The following is a 20,626-nucleotide window of genomic DNA, read 5'->3' on the forward strand; positions in this document are numbered from 1 at the left end:
CTTAAAAAGTTATATTAAGTCCAATATTATATGTTCTAGGCACCGGATAGCCATCGGAAATATCTCTCCCCATGGTCGTCACGTTCTCTGGGTTTGGCCCACTATACTTCGAAAATGTGTAAACATTATCCAATGAACCATACACACGCAAACGCTGTAGACCATAACGCCTGAGGAAGTCTCTTTCGAAATTGTAAGCAAGAATAATATTATTGATTTTTAAGTAAGAGCCATTCTCCTCCCATAATGTTTGATCATACCTAAACGGGCTCACACTTTCCGCCCTTGTATATGCATAAGGATAGGGGTATTTTGCCACATCACCGGGCTTCAGCCAAATGTCGTAACCATCCAAAGGTACCACCACCTTGTTATCTTTACCTGTACCAAATGGATCTGCCATCAAGCCCATACGCTGCGCAAGAGCGTTGTTTAAGATTGTCCTTTTTGCGGTGAAAGAAGTGTAAATGCTTAGTTGAATATTTTTATACATGAAGGTATTCTGCATCCCACCCGTAATCAGGGGTTGCGAATTCCCTGTTCGTGTATAATCTTGTCCATCTAAGATATAATCCCCATTTCGATCGATCCAAATGGGATCACCAGCCTGAAAATAAGTACCGTCAGCTGTGCGATAACGTAAACCTGTTGCCGGATCGACTGGCACATCAGCGTCTGTACGATAGACACCCACATTTTGAAGAAGATAGTTTGACAGAGCTGAAGTTCCGACACGAAAAACAACATGTTGTCCTTTACCATCTTCGTCCCAATCTATATATTGCCCACTATATTGTGCTGGGAGTTTAAGTAATACATCCTTGTTAAATGCACCATTAAAAGAAAGTGTCCAGCTGAAAGAGCTTGAAGGAGACAGTGGTCTAAAATTCACGGCAAGTTCATGACCATAATTCGCTACCGCAGCACCATTGGAAAACAGCGTCCCAAATCCCAATGTTGAATTTAAGCTTTCGGGGAACAACAGGTTATCCACTTTTTTATAATAGGTATCATACACAAGATCGATACGGTTATTAAACAAAGCGAGATCTAATCCAAGGTTAAATTGAGAAGAAGTCGTTGGCTTTAGATTCGGATTAGGAATCTGTCCAAAATCAATACCAATTCCCGTGTTTTGGTTGTAACTTCCCGCAATGTTATATTTTCCATAAATACGATCTAGCGTACTATTAGGCATAACATTTATCCCCCAACTCAAACGTATAGACGCCAAGTTAATCCATTTGAGATCTTTTACGAATTCCTCATGATGTGCATTCCAACGAAGTCCCACCGCTGGATTTCTAGTATACAAATTATCAAAGCCATTTCCAGAAGAACCATCCATACGATACGAAAGGTCGATTACATACTTCTTCATATAGTCGTAAGAACCCGCTATCGCAAAAGATAGCGCCCGTTCATCTTTGAAATTTGTCAAAATTCCCCCACCTCTCGAAAAATATCCATCAAAGCCAAGAGGTCCTTCAAATTGGTCATTAGGAGTTCTCGCTTGCCGTGTGATCGTATTTTGTCTCGTTACATTTCGAACTTCATTAAACAAATTGATGAAAATACTGTGCGCATCTTTAAAGGTCTTACTGTAGTTCATCGTATTCCGATTGTACAACTGCGTTTCTCTTCCGGCAAAGGAATAAACCTGAGAAAATTGATTATTTGCAGCAGCAGGTGTGAACGTATCTTCTGCATTTGAGACAAACTCATAACTTAAAGCAGAGTTGATACGTAACCCAGGTAGGATTTCATAGGAACCTTCAACGAACGGCCTGATAAGGCGCGAACTGTTATCATTCTTAGTTGAAATTGACGAAACATACTCGGATGAAGCTAAGTAGAAGGAAGGAGGAGGCAACAACGTTGACGACAATCCCCCCTGAGCCACACCCGATTGTAAAATTCCTGTCCCATCACCCTTCTTTTGTTTACCGACCTGCGCAAATACCTGTCCAGTAAAGCGGAGCCTTTTATCGGGGCTATAGTCCATCCTCAAATTGGTAGAATAACGATCAAACCCTGTATTTTTGATGATACCGGTCTCGGTGTAATAACCAACATTTGCCTTATAAGACAACACAGAGTTGCCCCCATCCACCGTTAAATTATGGCTATGGTTAAACGTTGTCTGATAATAAAGATCCTGCCAATTGGTTGAATTATTAAAATAAGCATTGAGACTATCAGAAAGATGATAAGTCTGTGAAATACGATCGATATCGGCCTGTGTCAATGCATTACCATAAATCTGTTGCAACTTCAAACGACGCTCTAAGTTTCCACCCAACGTTTCCCTTAATTTGGGTGGGGTTTTTATAAACGTATTGTTCGTATAGTTTATACGCGGTACCTCAGAATTTCCTCGCTTGGTGTTAATGATGATAACACCGTAGGCAGCCAAGGAACCATATAATGATGTGGCCTGTGCATCTTTTAATATTTCAATACTAGCAACATCTTCAGGGGGGATCATAGACAGCGGACTAATCCCGGGGCCTTGCTGCTGTAGCCCATATTCTGCAGCACGATCTGCATCTAGAGGCACTCCATCAATAACATATAAAGGCGATGTTGGCAACAATGCAGATTGATCTCCTGAGCCTGTAATCGTCAATGTAGACAAACCGCGAATCTGTGTAGATCCCCGGTATCCCGGAGCACCAGTATTCACCTGAATATTCATCCCGGGGACCTTACCTTGCATTAATTGCTCTAGTGTTCCGGGAACGTCTCTAAGATCTTTATCTGTCAAGAGGTTGGAGGCGCCTGTTGTGGTTTCCTTAGCCCGTTGCACGTACCCTCGCGTTACTACAACTTCCTCTATACCTTGGTCGGCGGAAACCAACGTAATACGCAAATCGGCCTGACCAGCACTAACTTTTGCACGTTGCTCTACGTAACCGACAAGTTTAAACAATAGCGTCATAGATCCATTTCCTTGTAAACTGAAGCTACCGTTGGATTCGGTTGCGACGATTGCTCTTCCTGTGGATGTATTTATAATCGTAACCCCTCCAAGACCGGCTCCTTGTTGATCTACAACCCTCCCTCTAATAGTCTGTTGAGCAAATCCTTGCTGAAAAAGTCCTAGACAAAACAACAGGACAACGATGATGTGTTTATTTCTCATAATAGAAGGATTATTCGTCATCAAACTTGGGATTATCATTTCTAAAGTGGAATACGACCTCCCAGTCACCAGCTTTAAAAATCTTAAACTGAAGACCGAAAAAGCCCGTTGTACGCACCCCTCCCCATCCCTTACGTGAATAAGAGATATCCACTTTTGCATTTCCACCAACGGTATAAAAACTAGATCGAGATGTCAACGGCACTGGATAAGCCACATCATATTGCACATATTCGGAAGTAGTCACTCTATTAAAAGCATGTAACAGTTGATCCCAACGTGTCTCATTGAAATTCGCAGGGTCGATCGGTATACTATCTTTATCGAGGAATTTCAAGCGTAAATTATGACCATTCCCTCCCTCAAATTTTCGGATGTAAACAACCAAGTCCTTTTTGTCATTATTATTTACGAGGTCAACATTCGTTTGCTCGCCAACCAAGTTCCCCATTGAAGTCGGCAAAATATAAGCTCGCTTTCTAGGATCTTTAGGGCTATTTGGATCAGGAGCAACGCCTCCCGTATAAATATTAACATCAGTCTCTGGAGAATAGTCTATTTCCCGCCAAGGTATAAATTGAAAATCCTTAACATATTGAATACCTCCCGAGTTGGAAAGTTTCAAATCAAAGAAACGAATATCTTGTGTTTTAAGCGTCGTATCGCTAGGACGTGGAAGAATACGATCATTCGTTGCCGAAGCCCATAGAATAAAACGTCCATTGGAATCTACTTCGAACATGGGTTTTTCTACCAGGTGTCTTTTCGCTTCAATTTCCTCCAAAGACTTCTCTTCGCCGTCATACTCTGTTATCCATTCATAAGTTGATGCAGTTTTTAGAAAATCGTCCGCTGCTCTACCATCACCAAAGCGAGGATTAACAATTTCAAAACGCATCGGCAATGTGGAATTATCCGCATTGAGTATACTAAATACAGTTGTTCGACCCAAAGTGGGTTCGAGGATTTTGGTAGAATATGTTAGGTTGTCACTAATAAAATCCTTATCTGAAGGTAAATCGTAAAGCGAATTACATGCTGTCAGGCAACTGCAGAAAGCGATAATATAGCTAAGCCTATATACTATTTTATTTTTAAGCATAGTCGGGTTCTATTTAAATCATTAAATCTATTGCGCTTTTTCTTCATAATTTACAGACCAATCAGCGAGCTGAAACGTCGTACCATCCCTCAAGCGAAGTATAGTCAGTCTGTAGTATTTGTAAGCAGTATTGTTGTTAATTCTAAACACACGTTGTTGGAATCTTCCTGTAAATTCTTCAGATGCTCTTGAATCCAAGACCGTCCAATTAGTCCCATCCATAGAAGCTTGTAAAGTCCAATCAATTGGATCTCGCTCAGGCGCATCGTTTGCGGATGTCAACGTGTACGCATTTGCGATTGAGGTCTGACTCAATTCTGCTTGCATCCAAAGGGAATTTGAAAATCCTCCCAGTAGGAATTTCGTTTCAGGATTTCCATCAAACACATATTTCGAAGCTTCCACGGCATTAGGACCGCCACCATTCTCATGCGACGTAGTGAATATCCCTCCTACTGTTTTGAATAAATTTGGAGGAGGAGGAACAAAGGTCAATCGCTCGACGAAATCATTAAAACCAAATACATGGTCTGCGGTCAAAACGTGAACCATTCCATTTTTCGTTTCTATATTGATGGATGCAGAGGTTGTTGTTACCCAATCCCGAACAAACTGACTTCGCTTTGTATCACTAAACTCAATCAAGGCAGGCCCTCCACTGATATATCCCGATGAATAAGAATCCGTTAATTTTCCATGCATAGGATAACCATACTTAAAATCAGCCAAAGACATCCCATCTTGTAGAAAAAGCGAATCACCAGTGACACGACCTCGGATAATATATTGAGACAACATCGTATCCAACTGCTCGTACTCGACATTCGCAAGGTTCTCTAGCGGTTGATCAGCATTTCGCCTCGTGTTGTTCAAATTCTCAATGGCTAAACGGAAACTTTCGTTCGTCGGTGCAAAAAGAGTAATTAAACTATCCGACAACACCGTCTGCATCCCGATACGATCAATGACCTTGATTAAGGAATCATAGATTCCAGTCTTACTTTTAAGATATTCATATGTCGTCCCATCAAAAAGGACCGGTTTCAATTCGTTGTTGTAATAACCACCATCTTTCTTGCAAGAGATAAAGGCCAGACAACAACAAAATATTAATGTATGTAGTTTCATGCTTTCTCGATTTCTAGGTTATTTCCAATAGTTATTTTGCTCAAGAAGACTATTTTGTTGAAGCACATTTTGACCTATGGGCCAGTATATCCCTCCCTCATCAATCAATTTGGTAAAATCAGGATTATCATTCTTAATGATATTATATCTTACCAAATCATACCATCGGTGCCCCTCGCCCATTAACTCTCGTCGTCTTTCTTTAAATATCGCATCAATGAGGTCTCCGTTTGTTGTTTCCGAATAGGTATCAAGACCTCGGTTTTCGCGAATACGATCAAGCAACTCTACTGCTCCAGCCTGTTCGCCAAGCACGGCCAATGCTTCGGCGCGCAACAGCGTTATATCTTCAATACGGGAAAATACCAGCGCACTGGAGAAAATTCGAAATGTTGGATCGGTAGAACCATCCTGGATACATTTTATTTTTGAAAATATAGGGTAGCGGCCATTGAAGTTGCGAAAATATCCTTCAACCATTGGATTACCGAGTGTATCTACACTGAAACGCTCGTCTTCTTGTTCATCAAATATTTCCAATATGAGATCTTTAGGCACATACATATCAGGAATACTTTTATTGACGACAGGCGCAGCCAATGTCAATTCCTCAATATGTCCTGTGAACGAAGCTTCGACATGCCCCCAGACGGATTGAAAAGCAAACATTTGACTACTATGCTTATCGTAAAAAAAGCCGTTTGCATTCGTCAAACTAGAGGTGGTTACATAATTTATGTTTGATTTGCTGTAGTTATCCAACACAAATGCGCTATAGGCTGCAGCATCGGGGTAATCACTTGTCCAAGCGGCTAAATGAGCCAAAGCTGCATATGCGGAAATCTTCGTTACCAATGTACCATCCCAACGTGTCGTATTTTCGTTGTAATAGTTTCCCTGCTGTTGATCGTCGTTAGCACTATAGCGGTAAGGCAGATCATTGGCTGCCAACAACATTTCCTGCTCTACCCATGCGGCGACCTTTTCCTTTTCTTCTCTTGGCTTATTGATAAAGGAAGCTTCCGAAGAAACTGTAATCAACGGCAAATCCCCCCAAAGACGTAGCATATAGAAATACGCAAAAGCTCTTAAGAATCTAACCTGTGCCAAATCTACCGTAAAGTTATTCTGTGTATAACGCTCGTCTTTTTCATAAACCTCATGTGCCCTTTCTAGAAAAATATTAGCGGCATTGACAACAGCATACCACCTTGTCCAGTCACGCAAAGACGCTAACGTTCCGTCGCTGGTATTCAATTGATTATTTGCAATAGCTTTCAGATCATTTCGTTGGGGTATCGCAAACTCACCTGACCGAACCTCGCCATATAACCAAAATGAATTGTTGTCGACCAAAGCAGATTTCGTCAGCGCATACACCCCAAGTAATGCAGCCCTGGTATCCTCCATATTTTCCCACATGTGCTCTTCAGAGACCACCCTCGTAGAATCGACATCGAGCATCTTTTCACATCCGAAACATAGGATCGAGAGTAGTGAGATATAAAACTTAATTTTTTTCATGACCTAATTAAAAATCCATTTTAAAACCTAGAATATACGATCTCGGTAAAATCATTTGATAACCATTATCAAGGCCCAAATAATTCACCAATTCAGGATCCCTACCCGAATAACTAGAAGCTGTGAAGAGATTATTTGCTGCACAGTAGACATATAGACGTCCACCTTTCAATTTATCGGCTAATAGATTTGAAAAATCATAGCCTAAAGAAGCCTGTCTTAGTTTTAAGAAAGACCCATCTTCCATAAATAAATCTTGCGTATACTGATAGGGTGCTACGGAGCTCCATGGATTATATAAAGGATACTTGCTGTAATCTCCCCTTTTTTCCCAAAACGTAATCTCTTTAATTGCATTTATATTTTCCGCATTCTCATTATTCACAAAATCAAACCTATTCGCCATTTCTTGATTGATAATGTGTCTTCCCAAGTTGAAATAGAAATTGAGTTTGAGATCAAAGGCACCGTAAGTGAAGTTATTCTGCCAAGATCCCGAGAGCTTTGGAATGTAATTCCCTTTCAACACACGATCTTCTGAGCTGATTCGATTATCGCTATTTTGATCAACCCATATAGGATCGCCCGCTTTAAAAGCGATACCATTGTAATTCAATTTGACACCATCGACGGTGGGCACTTCAGCATCCGATGTGTAAATCCCTTTATTTTCATAAATCCAGAAAGCATCTATTCGTTCGCCGACTTTTAACAAACGGTCTTCAATCACCACTTCATCAAGTCCGCGTGGCAATCTGGTAAGTTTGTTGTTGTTGAAACTCAGCGTAAATCCTGTGTTCCATTTAAACTTACCGCCCTCTTCATTAATTGCATCACCACCGAAGCTAAGATCAACACCAGTATTTTGTACATCCATTCCAGACTCTAGGCTAAACTTGTAGCCATATTCAGCAAAGCCAGGCATGGTTAATACCTGATTCTTATTCTGTTTGATATACGCATCGACAGAGAAGTATATATTCCTCTTCGTCATTTGAATGTCGATTCCGAGATTGGCCTGGTCAGTATAAGCCCAAGGTATATTGTAACCTACCCATCCATCTTGATAAGGCCGTACTAAACCAGCAAATCCATTATATCCGGGAACGATCACGTTGCCTGTATACCCAATCTGCGCTGTATAATTTGGTCCTTGTGAAATATTGTCGAATGTATTTACAATTCCAAGTCTGCCAGCACCAGCCCTTAGCTTAAACATTTGCAGGGAAGATTGCTGTGCAAAAAATTCCTCTTTCAGATTCCAGCCAAGATTTAAAGCAGGCGTGAAAATCCAACGACTCGTTGGCTGTGCATTTGAAGAACCATCATAGCGTAACAATAGACTAGCGCTATATTTTTCTTTCAATCTATAGTTTGCTTGCCCATAAAACGACACGAGATTGTGTCTTGTCCTATCTAAAAACTTAAACACCAACTGTCTTGGAAACGCTGTTGGATTTAAATAATTATCCTTATTTGGATCCGACTCCAAAAGGTTCAATTTAATAAAATCGTTTAAGCCTTTGTAAGCATAGGCGTAGTTATATTTATGTGTATCCCACTGCAATACGTTTCCAACTTCAAAGAGCAATGTTTGTTTTTCATTAATATCCCATTTGTACTGCGCGGAATTATCATACAATAACCGTTGATTATATCCATAATAATTAGACGCAAAATTGTTTGATTCCAATAAGGTACTTGGATAGAACAAATCACGAAAACCTTCATTATAATCAACCGCTAGACTAGATCGAAATTTGAAACCGCCAACATGTATGTCGAAAGCAAGATTCCCTTCTAAAATATTCGTAAAGTTATTGTCGAAACTTTTGTCATATTCTTTTAGATATGCGTCATAAGCTTCCCTATTCGGAGCTAAAGGCGCACTGAGATCTGGGAAATACGACATCATGGCAAAGCGATTTCTAAGATTTTTGTTTCTCTTTCTATCTAAGCGCGTACCATTGATCATCGTGTGAAAAGTCAACCATTTTAAAGGCTGAATATCCAACTGAAACCTTGCACTATACTTTTTAAATTTTGTATCATCCGCGATGCCCCCTTGTTGTAGATTCCCGAGCGAGAATTGAAAGTTTGAACGAGGACCTCCTCCAGAAATTTGTGCATTTATTCCGTAATTGAGGGCATTATTATAGTAACTGTCCGACCAATTCGAGGGACCATAGTACCTATTATTAAGGGAATCACTAAGGTAAACAGGATAGATGTCGTCCTCACCGTATTGCCCATTCGATGTATAAAGATCATAGAACTGCTTTCTAAAATTATTCTCAAATTCGCCATTGATGGTTGTTACCTGAGGTCTTTGGGACATACCCACAAAGCTGTTCAAACTTATTCTACGTTTATTATTACTAGCGTTCGCTTTGGTGGTTAACCGAATGACGCCATTAGCGGCAAGAGGACCATAAATCGCAATTTCTGACATATCTTTTAGTACCTCAATAGAGGCAAGATTGTCTATATCGAAATTACTCAGCAGATTGTTTTCTGGTCCGATCTGCTCTACATTATAAGCCTGAATGGTGTAGGAAAAAGGATGACTTCTTATAAGTGGGATGCCATCAAGTATAATAAGAGGCTGATTTGCATACACATCTTTATGACTAAAGACCGGTGTAGTTATTCCTCTAATAAACATAGATTGTGGTGTCCCTGGTTCTCCAGTAGACTCACTCACATACAGTCCAGCCGCCTCTCCCTTTAAGAACTGATGGAGGGTTGCATTGCCATAAAGTGCGATATCTCGAATAGGCTTGTGAATACGTGAAAAAGATTCCTCTTTTTCACTATTAATAACCGTAGAGTCGGAGCTCGGTCTCTCCACTGTATCTTGCTCGATCAGCCTACTAACACCACGCGCTTCCATATAGGGCGTCGCCTGTGAAGGCTGAGAAAAAAAGAGGCAAAATAAGCAAAAAACAGCATGCACACTCACTCCGTACACGGTCGATAGATTTTCCCGCATATGATGAAGATTTTAAATTAGCGAAGTTTGTTATCAGTCTATTAAAAACCCATATACCAACAAGATGCCCTCTCTTGAATTCAAAAGCATAAAGCAACAAAATACTTCATTTAAAAATGAAATAACAAATGTTTTATTACACATTTTAGCATCCTGGAATAGCACATATCAGTTGGTATATTGATCTGTTTTATCCAAAATATTAAAAGGTTATAAGTCTCTTAATGATTAAAACAATAGGTGCATTATTAGGTGCAGTGTTTTTCTTGAGTAGCTGTTTCCATAATTTAATTGTTTAAGTTATTGTAGTTAATTATTCAATGTTTATAAGGCTTTGTTAATCTAATATAGATAAAAAAAACGTTTTAGCAAATTTTTTTAATTTTTTTTATATCAAGCACTTAAATGTAAATAACACATTTTAAAACGGGAATTGTTTTATTCACCAAATTCGACATATATTGTTTAATTTGCTTCATAAAGAACTAAAGATTTATTTTATAACGCTTGTAACAAACATCTCCCCATCGAAACTGTATATTCAATACCATCAGAAAAAATACATGGATTTATATTTAAAATACCTACATTTAAGCGTGGCGTTTTTTGCATAGAAAACAGATATTACTAACTAACCTTAATTAAAAATTATGTTACTTGATTTTTTCATAGCATATGGTTTCTGGATCGTACTTATCGGTTCTGGTCTATTTATCATCCATAGATTTATAGATCATTTTTTCACGCAATACATTAAAGTGCAACAGGAGCGAAACAGAATCCTAGGCGAGCTCGCTAAGCTCTTAAAAGAGAAAAGGGGCTAAAGCCCCCCTTTCTTAGTCGTTTGCGCGTTGCGCATTGTCATATAATTTTTGATGTATTTTCTTTAATGTGCTTTCAGGAACCTTGATTACTTTGCGGTCATAGGTCATCAAGCCATTGGTCTCTACCTCCACGTCGGTCGTCTGTGTATAAACACCTGCCGATAGCCCTAACGGTATCAGACTGGCTAAATTCTGAATAACTTCCTCATAACGCTTACGGAGCTCTTCTTTGTTCTTAAAGGATTGATAACCCCAATTATCTTTCTGTTGCCATGTATGTCCCTCTATAGGAAGCCCCAAACCACCAAATTCACCCAATGCCAGCACAAACTTATCCCCAAAAATAGCTGGGTCAGGCATCGCTGCATCGGGATAATTGTGAATATCTAATAAATGTCCTGTATAAGAAAAATTTCCACCACTTGCACTATTCACAAGCCTAGATGGATCATAGTCCATTGTCCATTGCGTAATTTCCTTCGTTTTGAACTGCCCCCAAGCCTCGTTAAATGGAACCCAAACAACTATACTTGGGAAATTATGCAAGGCATCCAATATACTTTTCCACTCTTTTTTATAAATCGCTTCTGATGCTGCACTGCGATTTTTATCATGATTGCCGTTAGAAATCTTACCGGGCTGCATGTCCCAAATATTCTCACCTAAATCTCCACTCGGCATATCTTGCCAAACTAAAATACCTAGGCTATCACAATGACGGTACCAACGCGCAGGCTCAACCTTAATATGTTTGCGAATCATGTTAAATCCCATCTCTTTTGTCTTGACGATATCAAATAACAGCGCTTCATCAGAAGGCGCAGTATGCAAACCGTCTGGCCACCACCCTTGATCAAGCGGGCCGTAATGGAAAACAAATTTATCATTCAGGTACATGCGCTGTATGCCCTTCGGATCTTTCTTTACGGCTATTTTGCGCATCGCAAAATAACTTTTAACCTGATCGATTACTTTTCCTTTTCGCACCAATTTAACGACCAAATCATAAAGCTGTGGTGTTTCAGGACTCCATAACTTTGGGTTTTCAATTTTCAACTGTCCTTGCCCAACCGCATCTAAAGTGGTTTCTGCCACTTTTCCAGCGCCATCGTATGCTTCTACCAATAATTTGTCTCCTGCTTCCGCAAGCTCTACTTGCGCTGAAAGATAAAGAGAAGAGGCGTCCACGTCCGGCGTTTGCTTCGTTGTGACGATATAACTTTGTGGTACGGACTCCAACCAAACAGTCTGCCATATCCCTGTGACCGGCGTATACCATATACCGTGTGGGTTATTTATTTGTTTCCCCCTCGGCTGCGGACCATCACTTGTTGGATCCCACACACGAACAGAAATTGCTTGTTTGCTTCCTTTTTTTAAGGCCTTTGTTATATCCAAAGAAAAGGGATCAAATCCTCCTTCATGCTGCCCAACATGCTGTCCATTTATATATACATCACATTTCCAGTCCACAGCACCAAAATGAAGTAGAACTCGTCCTTTTTGTAGCTTTTTATCAATAGCAATCTCCTTGTTATACCATAGAAACTGATCTTTATCAACACGTTTTCCAACACCAGAAAGGGCAGATTCTACCGCAAAAGGAACAATAATATCACCATCCCAAGCCTGCGGAATATTTTGCTCTTCTTTCGATGTAATTTTATAACTCCACCGTCCGTTAAGATTCTGCCAATTTCCGTCGCGCTTCAACTGAGGACGTGGGTATTCGGGATGAGGTCTTTCGGGATCTAAATTTTCGCCCCATGTGGTTAAAATCTTATCGCCAGCAGGCTTCCATTGCTGCGCATACACCGTCGTTAGCGACGTAGCGAACATACAAGCCACTACTATAGTTTTTTTTGTAATCGATCTCAATTTTATCGTCATTATCTTTCTGTTTTTATTGCTTTCAATTAGTAGAACAAACAAGCGTCTTATAGTTTGTGCTCTCTCGATTAAATTGCCTCATGTTAATGGTCTATTAGACTCTTTAAGTGGAATAAGGGCCAAGAAGTTTATCTCGCGAACAAAGCGTTTCCGCCCCATCCATTACACTCCAAAAATTTCTGCTTAATTATCACCTTTTACTATATCGAAGTCTATAATCACTCTACTCAAAAATAACCGACTTAGACAGTAAAAAATTTTCAAATTGTCTCATTTTATTGCTAAATCGTGTCATCCATCACTTATTACACAAAGTCCCAATAACGCTCCGACACAGAGAATTATTGGGACTTTCGGACATAACCGGTGAATACCTGTTACTGCTTATTAAACCGTTGGCAACTTATAGCCATTATGATAATTTGCGACCAAGTATTTATTTGCTTCTTTATCTGTAAATTTCCGTTTTTGCGTATCCCAAAACAACTTACGTTTTGTTCGATAAGCTATATTTCCCATTTGTGAAAAGATGGCAATATTAGCTCCGGCTGTTATTGGCGCATTTAAAATCGTCCTATCATTTTTTTGTATCGCTTCAACGAAATTCTCCATGTGCTTTTCCAAACCATTATCTGATGGCTTTTGCAACGGAACAGCATCCATTTTGCCTTTTTCTGGCAATACTTCCCATCCATTTCTATTTAAGACCAATGTCCCATTTTCTCCTATAAATGCCACGCCGTGATCACGATCATAAGGCCCTTGAGAAATGCCTATACTATGTTCCCACTGGATATTAAAATCGCCGAATTCGTATACCGCTGTCATGGTGTCCGGGGTTTCAGAAGCCCCATTGGGGTTTGCAAATTTCCCTCCAGCAACCATTATTGATATTGGTTCGGCTGCTTTCATCCCAAGAAGAGCATAGTCAAGCATGTGAACCCCCCAATCGGTCATCAACCCTCCTGCATAATCCCAAAACCATCGAAATTCAAAATGAAAACGATTACTATTAAAAGGTCTTTTCTGCGCGGGCCCTAACCATCTGTCGTAATGAACGCCAGCAGGAACCTCCGAATCCGGCTTCGGCAAGATAGGCGTTTTCCACCCCAGATAAGACCAAGCTTTCACTAAACGTACCTTACCTAACTTTCCCGAATGAACAAAATCGACCGCATCACTAAAATGTTTTTGACTACGCTGCCATTGTCCAACCTGAACCATGCTATTCCCCTGTTTTTCAGCCGCCAACATAATCTCACATTCTTTAATCGAATTCCCTATCGGTTTTTCCACATAAACATGTTTTCCAGCTTTCACAGCATCCACCATCTGCAAGCAATGCCAATGATCTGGAGTAGCGACGATTACAGCGTCAATCGCTGCGTCTTTTATCAAATCCTGGTGATTAATATAGGTTTTAACTGTTATCCCTCTTTTCGAAAGTTCGGCAACCCTTTCTCCTAATATGTTTTCATCCACATCACACAAAGCCGTACATACAACATCTTCATTCTTTAACAATGCATTTAAATTTGCCCATCCCATACCATGCACCCCGATTAGCCCTACTTTGATTTGACTTCTAACAGCAGAGAATGCACTAGCCTTGAAATATAAGGTAGACCCGGCCAGGATTGCCGCGGATTTAATAAAGTCTTTACGATTCATCTAGAGATTTATAATTTTTAATGTTACTATTCTTGCTATCACTAAGATAGACAAATGAGATGAACAGGCCAAGAGCAAATAGTTACACCAATCAATTTGATACAAATTAACAATCAAATGAACCATGTTGCCAATTTTTTTTCAAAGGCATTCTAGAAATTTGAATGGAATTATTTAAATAGTTTCTGTTATAAACTGACTGCTTTTCCAATCAATATTAATTATAGCATACTCCTCTTTGTATGCAGAATTCATATTAAACCTTATATCTAATGAAAAAACAATTAAAAATGTTCAGCACGCGCATGTTACTTGTATCTACCTTAGTTTCCTGCGACAAAATCTATTCTGAACTACAACCCACCACATCTGATGACTACAGCAAGTTGGACAAATTCAGCAATCCAATATTACCGCGAGGAGCTGATCCCTGGGTCACCCAAAAGAATGGCAAATATTATTTCACCTACACACAAGGCAGCAAAGTGGTCCTCTATGAAACTGAGCGGATTAGTGAATTAGCCCTCGCGAAGAGTCATGATGCTTGGACCCCTCCTTCAGGAACATCCTATTCCAGCAATATTTGGGCACCTGAGCTGCATGAAATTAATGGGAAATGGTACATCTATTTTTCTGCCGACAACGGCAGTAACGCCAATCACCGCATGTATGTTATCGAAAACGATTCGGCAAACCCCATGGAAGGAACATGGACATGGAAAGGCAAAGTCTCCGATCCGACAGACCAATGGGCTATCGATGGCACTGTATTGCACTACAACAATACGATGTATATGCTTTGGTCCGGTGGAAATGCAGGTGCTCCCCCTCAAAATATATATATTGCAAAGATGAGTAACCCATGGACTATCGAAGGTGAAAAAGTCGCTATTGCTAGCCCAACCTATCCTTGGGAAAAATACGGAAACCCAATAAACGAGGGCCCTCAAGTACTTGAAAGCCCTACAGGAGATACTTTCGTTGTGTATTCAGGAAGTGGCTATTGGGTAGACAACTACTGCCTAGGTCTTCTGCGATTAAAATCAGGCGGAGATCCGATGAATCCTTCCGATTGGACAAAAACTGCAAACCCTATCTTTTCTATGAAAGCAGAAAGTGGCGCGTATGGCCCTGGCCACAACGGTTTCTTTAAGTCGCCTGATGGAACAGAAGATTGGATCATCTATCATGCGCGAAGCCTGCCCAATGGAGGGAACAACAACGGTAGAAATGCCCGCATACAAACATTCAGCTGGAATAACGACGGAACGCCCAACTTGGGTGAACCGCTAAAAATCGGACAATTTATCAACCGCCCTTCAGGCGAGAAAACACGTCTACTTTATAAAAAGGAAAACTGGTCCATAGCAGGTTATAGTTCGGAAGAACTCGTCAACACCAGATTGGCCGACAGACTCATAGATGATGATCTCTCTACATATTGGATCACACGTTATTCGACAAATCCAACGCAATACCCCGATCATTGGATTGTCGTCGACATGTATCAACCACGACTTGTAGATGGTTTTGCAATCACCCAAAAAAACGGTGATCGAAAAATTAACGAATTGGAGATTTTAGTGAGCGATGACAATATAGCCTGGGAAAGTCTAGGCGTCTTTGAACTTCAAAACCTCGAAACACTCACCCAATATCTCCCATTAAATACCGCCCATCAGTTTCGGTATTTCAAACTAGTTCCTCAAACAGGCTATGACAGCACACAACAACCGGGATTGGCCGAAGTGGGAACATACAGATATGAGTAAAAATAAAGCGGGTTTCCTGATTAGGAAACCCACTTTATGGACGTAAGAGCTACTATTTTTCAACAGTAAATTTGTAACTGGAATGACTGGTATACACTTCTCCAGGACTGATAAAGATAGGAGGCCAATCCGCCTTGTTTGGTGTATCAGGAAAATGCTGTGGCTCCAAACATATTGCAGATTGACTATCATAAATAATCCCTCCTTTGCCACGACGAGACCCATCCAACATATTACCAGTATAAACCTGTAAACCTGGCTCATCGGTATAAACCTCCATACTGATTCCAGTTTCGGGGGCATATAATTTCGCAGCAAAAGCCATTGTATCTTTCTTCGAGTTCAATACATAGTTATGATCAATACCTTTTGCTATTTGCAATTGCGCATTAGAACCGATGTCTTTCAACGCATCTCCGACGCGAGCAGCATTTCGAAAGTCAAAAGGACTATGATCAACGGGTTGCTGCTCTCCAGTAGTAATCAACACCTCATCCAACGGCGTTATCGCATCTGCATTAACCGTCAATACATGATTAATTATTTTCGTTTTTGGATTACCAGATAAATTAAAAAAACTATGATTGGTCAGATTGGCAATAGTCTTCTTGTTTGTTGTGGCTTGATAGGCTAAATCTAAAATATTATCCGCAGTCAGTTTATAAGTTACCTCCACGTTCATTTCTCCGGGAAAACCATTTTCACCATCAGGAGCCTTATAGCGAAGAACAAGTACGCTATCGGAAGCCTGCTCTACGTCAAATACTTGCGTTTGCCAACCACCTTGACCGCCATGAATGGTATGCGGCACACTATTCACGTCTAGATGAACCGTATCTCCATCCAGAAGAAATTTACCATAGGCTATTCGATTCGCCACTCTTCCAATCAATGCCCCAAAAGAAGATGGCTTTGAAGTATATTCAGCGATAGAGTCGAAGCCCAAAACCACATCTTTCCATTCTCCGTTACGATCAGGCATCATTATTGAGACGATACGAGCACCATAATTTGTCACACAAACTTCCGCTCCGCTGCTATTACGAAGAACATAGAGATTGGTAGAGTCCCCGTGAATCAATGTTTTAAAATTTTCGAACAATAAGCCCGATTTTGTCATCGTGATAGTTTTTTGTTTAGTGCAAGCTAGTGTTAGTCCAGCTATTACAGCAAATATAAGTATCCTGTCGATCCAGCAGTTTAACTTCTTCATTTTTTTATTGAAAAGTATTGGACTACATCTCCTTATGATGACACGCCCTATTTAAAAAAACGGATTGCTGCACCATCGAAAGTAGGTATTGCAAAAGGATCCTGACCTTGACTCATTACGAATGGAACAATTGCTGTTCTTCTAGGCCCCACTTGAGTAGCTGAAAAATGTGTATGACAGACGTAATACCAGTCATTTCCAACACGGAAGACATCCCCATGCCCTGTACCAGACCACCCCGTATTATGAATACTCAACAAGGCCTCATTACCCACTTTCACCCAAGGACCAACCGGATTATCAGCAACAGCAACACCAACAGCATAGTTTGGATGTCTAAAATCATTTGCAGAGTAAAACATGTAGTAATGCGACTGGTATTTAAAAACAGTAGGCCCTTCTGTTACCGGCCAAGGTGCCTTCGCAATGTTTTCCCAATCTAAAGTTGCGTGTATACATTCTTGCTCAGTGCCCTCCACGATCGAAGAATAGTCAGTGGCAAGCTCTGCCATAAAAATACGGTTTCCCTCTTGCAATTTAACGTAATACAAGTATCGCTTATCTCCATCTTCTAGGATAAAAGCATCAATTTGCTTCCCTTCTTTAATCAGAGGCTCTTGTTCTTTTTGTATAAAGGGACCCAAAGGGGATTCGCTCGTTGCAATTGCGATTTTTTCATTTGCTGTGTAAGCCATATAGAAAACACCTTTCTCGTACCACACCTGCGGAGCCCAAAAACCGACGTCACCAAACACTTCCTCATTTATAAGTGCAAAACCATCGTGTACACCTACAGCATCTCCCCAGTTTTTCAAATCTGTTGATTGATAAACCCTGAATCCTCTATCAGGTGTTTCACCATCTGTTCCATAAAGGTAATAAATACCATTATGGGCGAGAATCGTCGGATCGGCAAGAAAAACAGTAGCGGAATCCGCTTCTTCTAGCCGCTGCTCAGAAGCATTTCCTGGCTTGCAAGAAAGCACTAGAAAAAAGGAAAACAGTACCGTAGCATGGCAGGCCAATAAAGAGAGTAGATCGACTGCATGCTGATATTTTTTGCTGTTCATATATTCTTTTTTGTGTAAAGTGTAAATTTTTACATTAAAAACCACGATAGACGTTACTTCCCTTGTGATACCGTAGGCCCTTCGACGCTGAGTTTTCCCTCGGCATCAATTGTTAGCTTATCTATAAAGACAACACGCTGATCCCCGGTGGCAGTTGTCCTACCGTGATACACACACCAATAGGTTCCATCTTTTGTTACAAGAACACTATTATGCCCCGTACCCGAAACTATACCGCCTTTATCTGTATTTTTTTGGAGAACTGGGTTTGATTTCGCCTTTTTAAAGGGGCCCAGTGGACTTTTTGAAGTTGCATAACCAACAGCGTAGTTTTCTCCAGCGAAATGGTTCGCGGAATACATCATATAATAAAGACCTTGATATTTAAACAAAAAAGAACCCTCGGTCCACCGCCTATTGACTTCACCTGAGGTTACGGAACGACTCTCCCACTCGGCTTGATCATCTTTCATATCAACGGGTGGGCGCAACAGCAATTTAGGTTGACCGATTACCCCGGAGAAATCCGGAGCAAGCTCCACCCCATAAACCCAGCTCTCTTCAATCTCTGGAAAAAGTCCGCTTTTTTTCGCCCATTTGGCAACAGCAGATTGTACGGGATGTTTATAGCAACAACGAGAATAATAAAGATACAGCTTACCGTCATCACCGAAATAAACATTCGCATCGATAATTGGATAACCTGGATCGAAAAGGGGCTTTCCCGTCAAATCCAAAAAAGGACCAAGGGGACTATCGGACACCGCGACCCCTATTTTATAATTTTCTAATTCATTCGTGGGATTTTCCTTCCAGTGCGCACTGTAAAAAAGATAAAACTTGTCCTTATAGCGATACACTTCCGGGGCCCAAAAGTCTTTTGTACCCCATGAATTAGGCTGTTCCGCAGAATACACCACCCCTTTTTTTGTCCACTGCTTTAGGTCCGAAGATACATAAGCCACAAATCCGTTTTCAACGCCACCCGTTCCATACATATAATATTTTGCAGTGCCTTCGTCAAATAAAATGTAAGGATCTCCTAGCGGAACATCCAGCGGGTTAGCCGGTTTATAAGTTTGTTGCGCGCTGGAAATAGTAACATTCCAATACACGAAAAATAGGCAAATCAAAAATTTATAGTTCATAGTCATATCGTTTAATTTTGGGGCTTTCTTGGGGAGCAATACTTGCTGTAGCCTGTTGAATTTTAGGCCAGCCCTTTTCCCATACCAGTTTATCTAACATCAATGTGCGGCGACTAGCTCCACTAGATACCTTTGGATTATCTTTCCATATTCCATGATACATTAGCCACTCCTCCCCACCATCGTCTTGTATAATCTTCGTATGATGGCCTGGCCCCGCGACTTTCTCATTTCCTTGTAACAAAAGAGATCCATGGCCTCTGTTCGTAATAGCGTTACCCTCTTTATCTATATAAGGACCTAATATATTTTTTGATCGAGCAACCCTCACTTCGTAACGACTATCAGCTCCTTCACAACAGCTTCCTTTAGAACCGAAAAAATAATAATAACCATCTTTTTTATGGAGCATTGCAGCTTCCCAGTCACCAGCTGCCAATTGTCTCTTCTTAGCACCTGGAGCGAGCTTCTTTCCTTCGGAATCCAATTGTACAAGATGTATACCCTGCGTAGCCCCGTCACCGAAACTTCCCCATATCAAAAAATTATCATCTTCCTCTTTAAACAAAGATGGATCAATAGAATTAGGAACATCGATATCATAAGATGTAAACAATTTCCCTTGATCGGAAAAAGGACCTTCAGGACTATCTGCAATAGCTAAACCGATCCCTGGATTGGCATCCCCCCAAGTTGAGCAAGAATAATAAAGGTAATATTTGCCGTTCAGAAAATTAATATCCGGTGCCCATAAGCCTCCATTTTTTTTCCAATCAGGCCTTTGATGAAAAACATTACCTACGTAATGCCAATCCACTAGATCCGCTGAACGAAGAATTGGCATAAGACGATCTCCTTTCCCATCCCCCCAGTTATCTTGTGTACCATACGCGTAGAACAATCCCGTTTTCAGATCACGAATGACAGTAGGATCAGCTAATATGGGTTCGAAAACCGGATTAGTATAATACGTATTACTTCGATTGTTCGGCGTTGTTTTATTTGCGGAACATGCACAGCATGTGTTTATTAAAACACCAAGGAGCAAGAGTTTAAAAAGACGTTGCAAGCTATTCACTTTTTCAGGTATAATGATGACATATTGTTGTTTGTCAAAACTCTTAAATAATTTTCAGCCACAGTTGCT

13 protein-coding genes are annotated in these 20,626 nt (G+C 40.5%); 2 read left to right on the forward strand and 11 right to left on the reverse strand.

What is annotated here, in order from left to right; all coding sequences use genetic code 11:
• Window position 1: 1 nt before the first annotated feature.
• Genes ACSZOX_RS06260 through ACSZOX_RS06280 form a run of 5 tightly spaced genes read right to left on the reverse strand, consistent with a single transcriptional unit; the run spans window position 2 to window position 9,891 of the window.
• Complete coding sequence (locus ACSZOX_RS06260; protein WP_437918977.1) at window positions 2-3,145, reverse strand: SusC/RagA family TonB-linked outer membrane protein; 3,144 nt, start codon at window positions 3,143-3,145, stop codon at window positions 2-4.
• A gap of 10 nt (window positions 3,146-3,155) precedes the next feature.
• On the reverse strand, window positions 3,156-4,247 hold the full coding sequence (locus tag ACSZOX_RS06265) for a DUF5007 domain-containing protein (RefSeq protein ID WP_437918978.1): 1,092 nt from the start codon (window positions 4,245-4,247) through the stop codon (window positions 3,156-3,158).
• Between the two features lie 27 nt (window positions 4,248-4,274).
• Window positions 4,275-5,375 carry a discoidin domain-containing protein gene (locus ACSZOX_RS06270; protein ID WP_437918979.1) on the reverse strand — a complete coding sequence of 367 codons (1,101 nt, stop codon included), beginning with the start codon at window positions 5,373-5,375 and terminating at the stop codon, window positions 4,275-4,277.
• 18 nt (window positions 5,376-5,393) lie between these two features.
• Window positions 5,394-6,899 carry a RagB/SusD family nutrient uptake outer membrane protein gene (locus tag ACSZOX_RS06275; protein ID WP_437918981.1) on the reverse strand — a complete coding sequence of 502 codons (1,506 nt, stop codon included), beginning with the start codon at window positions 6,897-6,899 and terminating at the stop codon, window positions 5,394-5,396.
• A 7-nt stretch (window positions 6,900-6,906) separates the two neighbouring features.
• Window positions 6,907-9,891: a SusC/RagA family TonB-linked outer membrane protein gene (locus ACSZOX_RS06280; protein ID WP_437918982.1), complete on the reverse strand. Its 2,985-nt coding sequence runs from the start codon at window positions 9,889-9,891 to the stop codon at window positions 6,907-6,909.
• Window positions 9,892-10,541: 650 nt separating this feature from the next.
• On the opposite strand from ACSZOX_RS06280, the gene ACSZOX_RS06285 reads away from it, so the two are divergent.
• Window positions 10,542-10,715: a hypothetical protein gene (locus ACSZOX_RS06285; protein WP_437918983.1), complete on the forward strand. Its 174-nt coding sequence runs from the start codon at window positions 10,542-10,544 to the stop codon at window positions 10,713-10,715.
• 12 nt (window positions 10,716-10,727) lie between these two features.
• Here ACSZOX_RS06285 and ACSZOX_RS06290 read toward each other — a convergent pair whose 3' ends face one another.
• Both ACSZOX_RS06290 and ACSZOX_RS06295 read right to left on the reverse strand, forming a co-directional pair.
• Window positions 10,728-12,605: a glycoside hydrolase family 2 protein gene (locus ACSZOX_RS06290; protein WP_437918984.1), complete on the reverse strand. Its 1,878-nt coding sequence runs from the start codon at window positions 12,603-12,605 to the stop codon at window positions 10,728-10,730.
• A gap of 387 nt (window positions 12,606-12,992) precedes the next feature.
• Window positions 12,993-14,276, reverse strand: a complete 1,284-nt coding sequence (locus ACSZOX_RS06295) for a Gfo/Idh/MocA family protein (RefSeq protein WP_437918985.1) — start codon at window positions 14,274-14,276, stop codon at window positions 12,993-12,995.
• A 272-nt stretch (window positions 14,277-14,548) separates the two neighbouring features.
• Between ACSZOX_RS06295 and ACSZOX_RS06300 the strand changes: the two genes are divergently transcribed.
• Complete coding sequence (locus ACSZOX_RS06300; RefSeq protein WP_437918986.1) at window positions 14,549-16,048, forward strand: family 43 glycosylhydrolase; 1,500 nt, start codon at window positions 14,549-14,551, stop codon at window positions 16,046-16,048.
• A gap of 52 nt (window positions 16,049-16,100) precedes the next feature.
• On the opposite strand, the gene ACSZOX_RS06305 is transcribed toward ACSZOX_RS06300, so the two are convergent.
• The 4 genes from ACSZOX_RS06305 to ACSZOX_RS06320 are packed head-to-tail and all read right to left on the reverse strand — an operon-like array spanning window position 16,101 to window position 20,557.
• On the reverse strand, window positions 16,101-17,261 hold the full coding sequence (locus ACSZOX_RS06305) for an aldose epimerase family protein (protein ID WP_437918987.1): 1,161 nt from the start codon (window positions 17,259-17,261) through the stop codon (window positions 16,101-16,103).
• A gap of 47 nt (window positions 17,262-17,308) precedes the next feature.
• Window positions 17,309-18,331 carry a glycoside hydrolase family 43 protein gene (locus ACSZOX_RS06310; RefSeq protein WP_437918988.1) on the reverse strand — a complete coding sequence of 341 codons (1,023 nt, stop codon included), beginning with the start codon at window positions 18,329-18,331 and terminating at the stop codon, window positions 17,309-17,311.
• Between the two features lie 53 nt (window positions 18,332-18,384).
• Window positions 18,385-19,479, reverse strand: coding sequence for a glycoside hydrolase family 43 protein (locus ACSZOX_RS06315; protein ID WP_437918989.1), 1,095 nt, complete (start codon window positions 19,477-19,479; stop codon window positions 18,385-18,387).
• Window positions 19,469-20,557, reverse strand: coding sequence for a family 43 glycosylhydrolase (locus ACSZOX_RS06320; protein WP_437918990.1), 1,089 nt, complete (start codon window positions 20,555-20,557; stop codon window positions 19,469-19,471). The genes ACSZOX_RS06315 and ACSZOX_RS06320 overlap by 11 nt, the downstream gene beginning before the upstream one ends.
• Window positions 20,558-20,626: the final 69 nt, after the last annotated feature.

The sequence above is a fragment of the Sphingobacterium sp. LRF_L2 genome (genome assembly GCF_965644235.1).
GTDB lineage: Bacteria > Bacteroidota > Bacteroidia > Sphingobacteriales > Sphingobacteriaceae > Sphingobacterium.

What these genes read in the sequence shown, in the direction of transcription:
- ACSZOX_RS06300 (WP_437918986.1), top strand. Translation starts at nt 14,549, where the DNA reads ATGAAAAAACAATTAAAAATGTTCAGCACGCGCATGTTACTTGTATCT.
- ACSZOX_RS06295 (WP_437918985.1), bottom strand. Translation starts at nt 14,276, where the DNA reads ATGAATCGTAAAGACTTTATTAAATCCGCGGCAATCCTGGCCGGGTCT.
- ACSZOX_RS06315 (WP_437918989.1), bottom strand. Translation starts at nt 19,479, where the DNA reads ATGAACTATAAATTTTTGATTTGCCTATTTTTCGTGTATTGGAATGTT.
- ACSZOX_RS06280 (WP_437918982.1), bottom strand. Translation starts at nt 9,891, where the DNA reads ATGCGGGAAAATCTATCGACCGTGTACGGAGTGAGTGTGCATGCTGTT.
- ACSZOX_RS06290 (WP_437918984.1), bottom strand. Translation starts at nt 12,605, where the DNA reads ATGACGATAAAATTGAGATCGATTACAAAAAAAACTATAGTAGTGGCT.
- ACSZOX_RS06310 (WP_437918988.1), bottom strand. Translation starts at nt 18,331, where the DNA reads ATGAACAGCAAAAAATATCAGCATGCAGTCGATCTACTCTCTTTATTG.
- ACSZOX_RS06260 (WP_437918977.1), bottom strand. Translation starts at nt 3,145, where the DNA reads ATGAGAAATAAACACATCATCGTTGTCCTGTTGTTTTGTCTAGGACTT.
- ACSZOX_RS06265 (WP_437918978.1), bottom strand. Translation starts at nt 4,247, where the DNA reads ATGCTTAAAAATAAAATAGTATATAGGCTTAGCTATATTATCGCTTTC.
- ACSZOX_RS06270 (WP_437918979.1), bottom strand. Translation starts at nt 5,375, where the DNA reads ATGAAACTACATACATTAATATTTTGTTGTTGTCTGGCCTTTATCTCT.
- ACSZOX_RS06285 (WP_437918983.1), top strand. Translation starts at nt 10,542, where the DNA reads ATGTTACTTGATTTTTTCATAGCATATGGTTTCTGGATCGTACTTATC.
- ACSZOX_RS06305 (WP_437918987.1), bottom strand. Translation starts at nt 17,261, where the DNA reads ATGAAGAAGTTAAACTGCTGGATCGACAGGATACTTATATTTGCTGTA.
- ACSZOX_RS06275 (WP_437918981.1), bottom strand. Translation starts at nt 6,899, where the DNA reads ATGAAAAAAATTAAGTTTTATATCTCACTACTCTCGATCCTATGTTTC.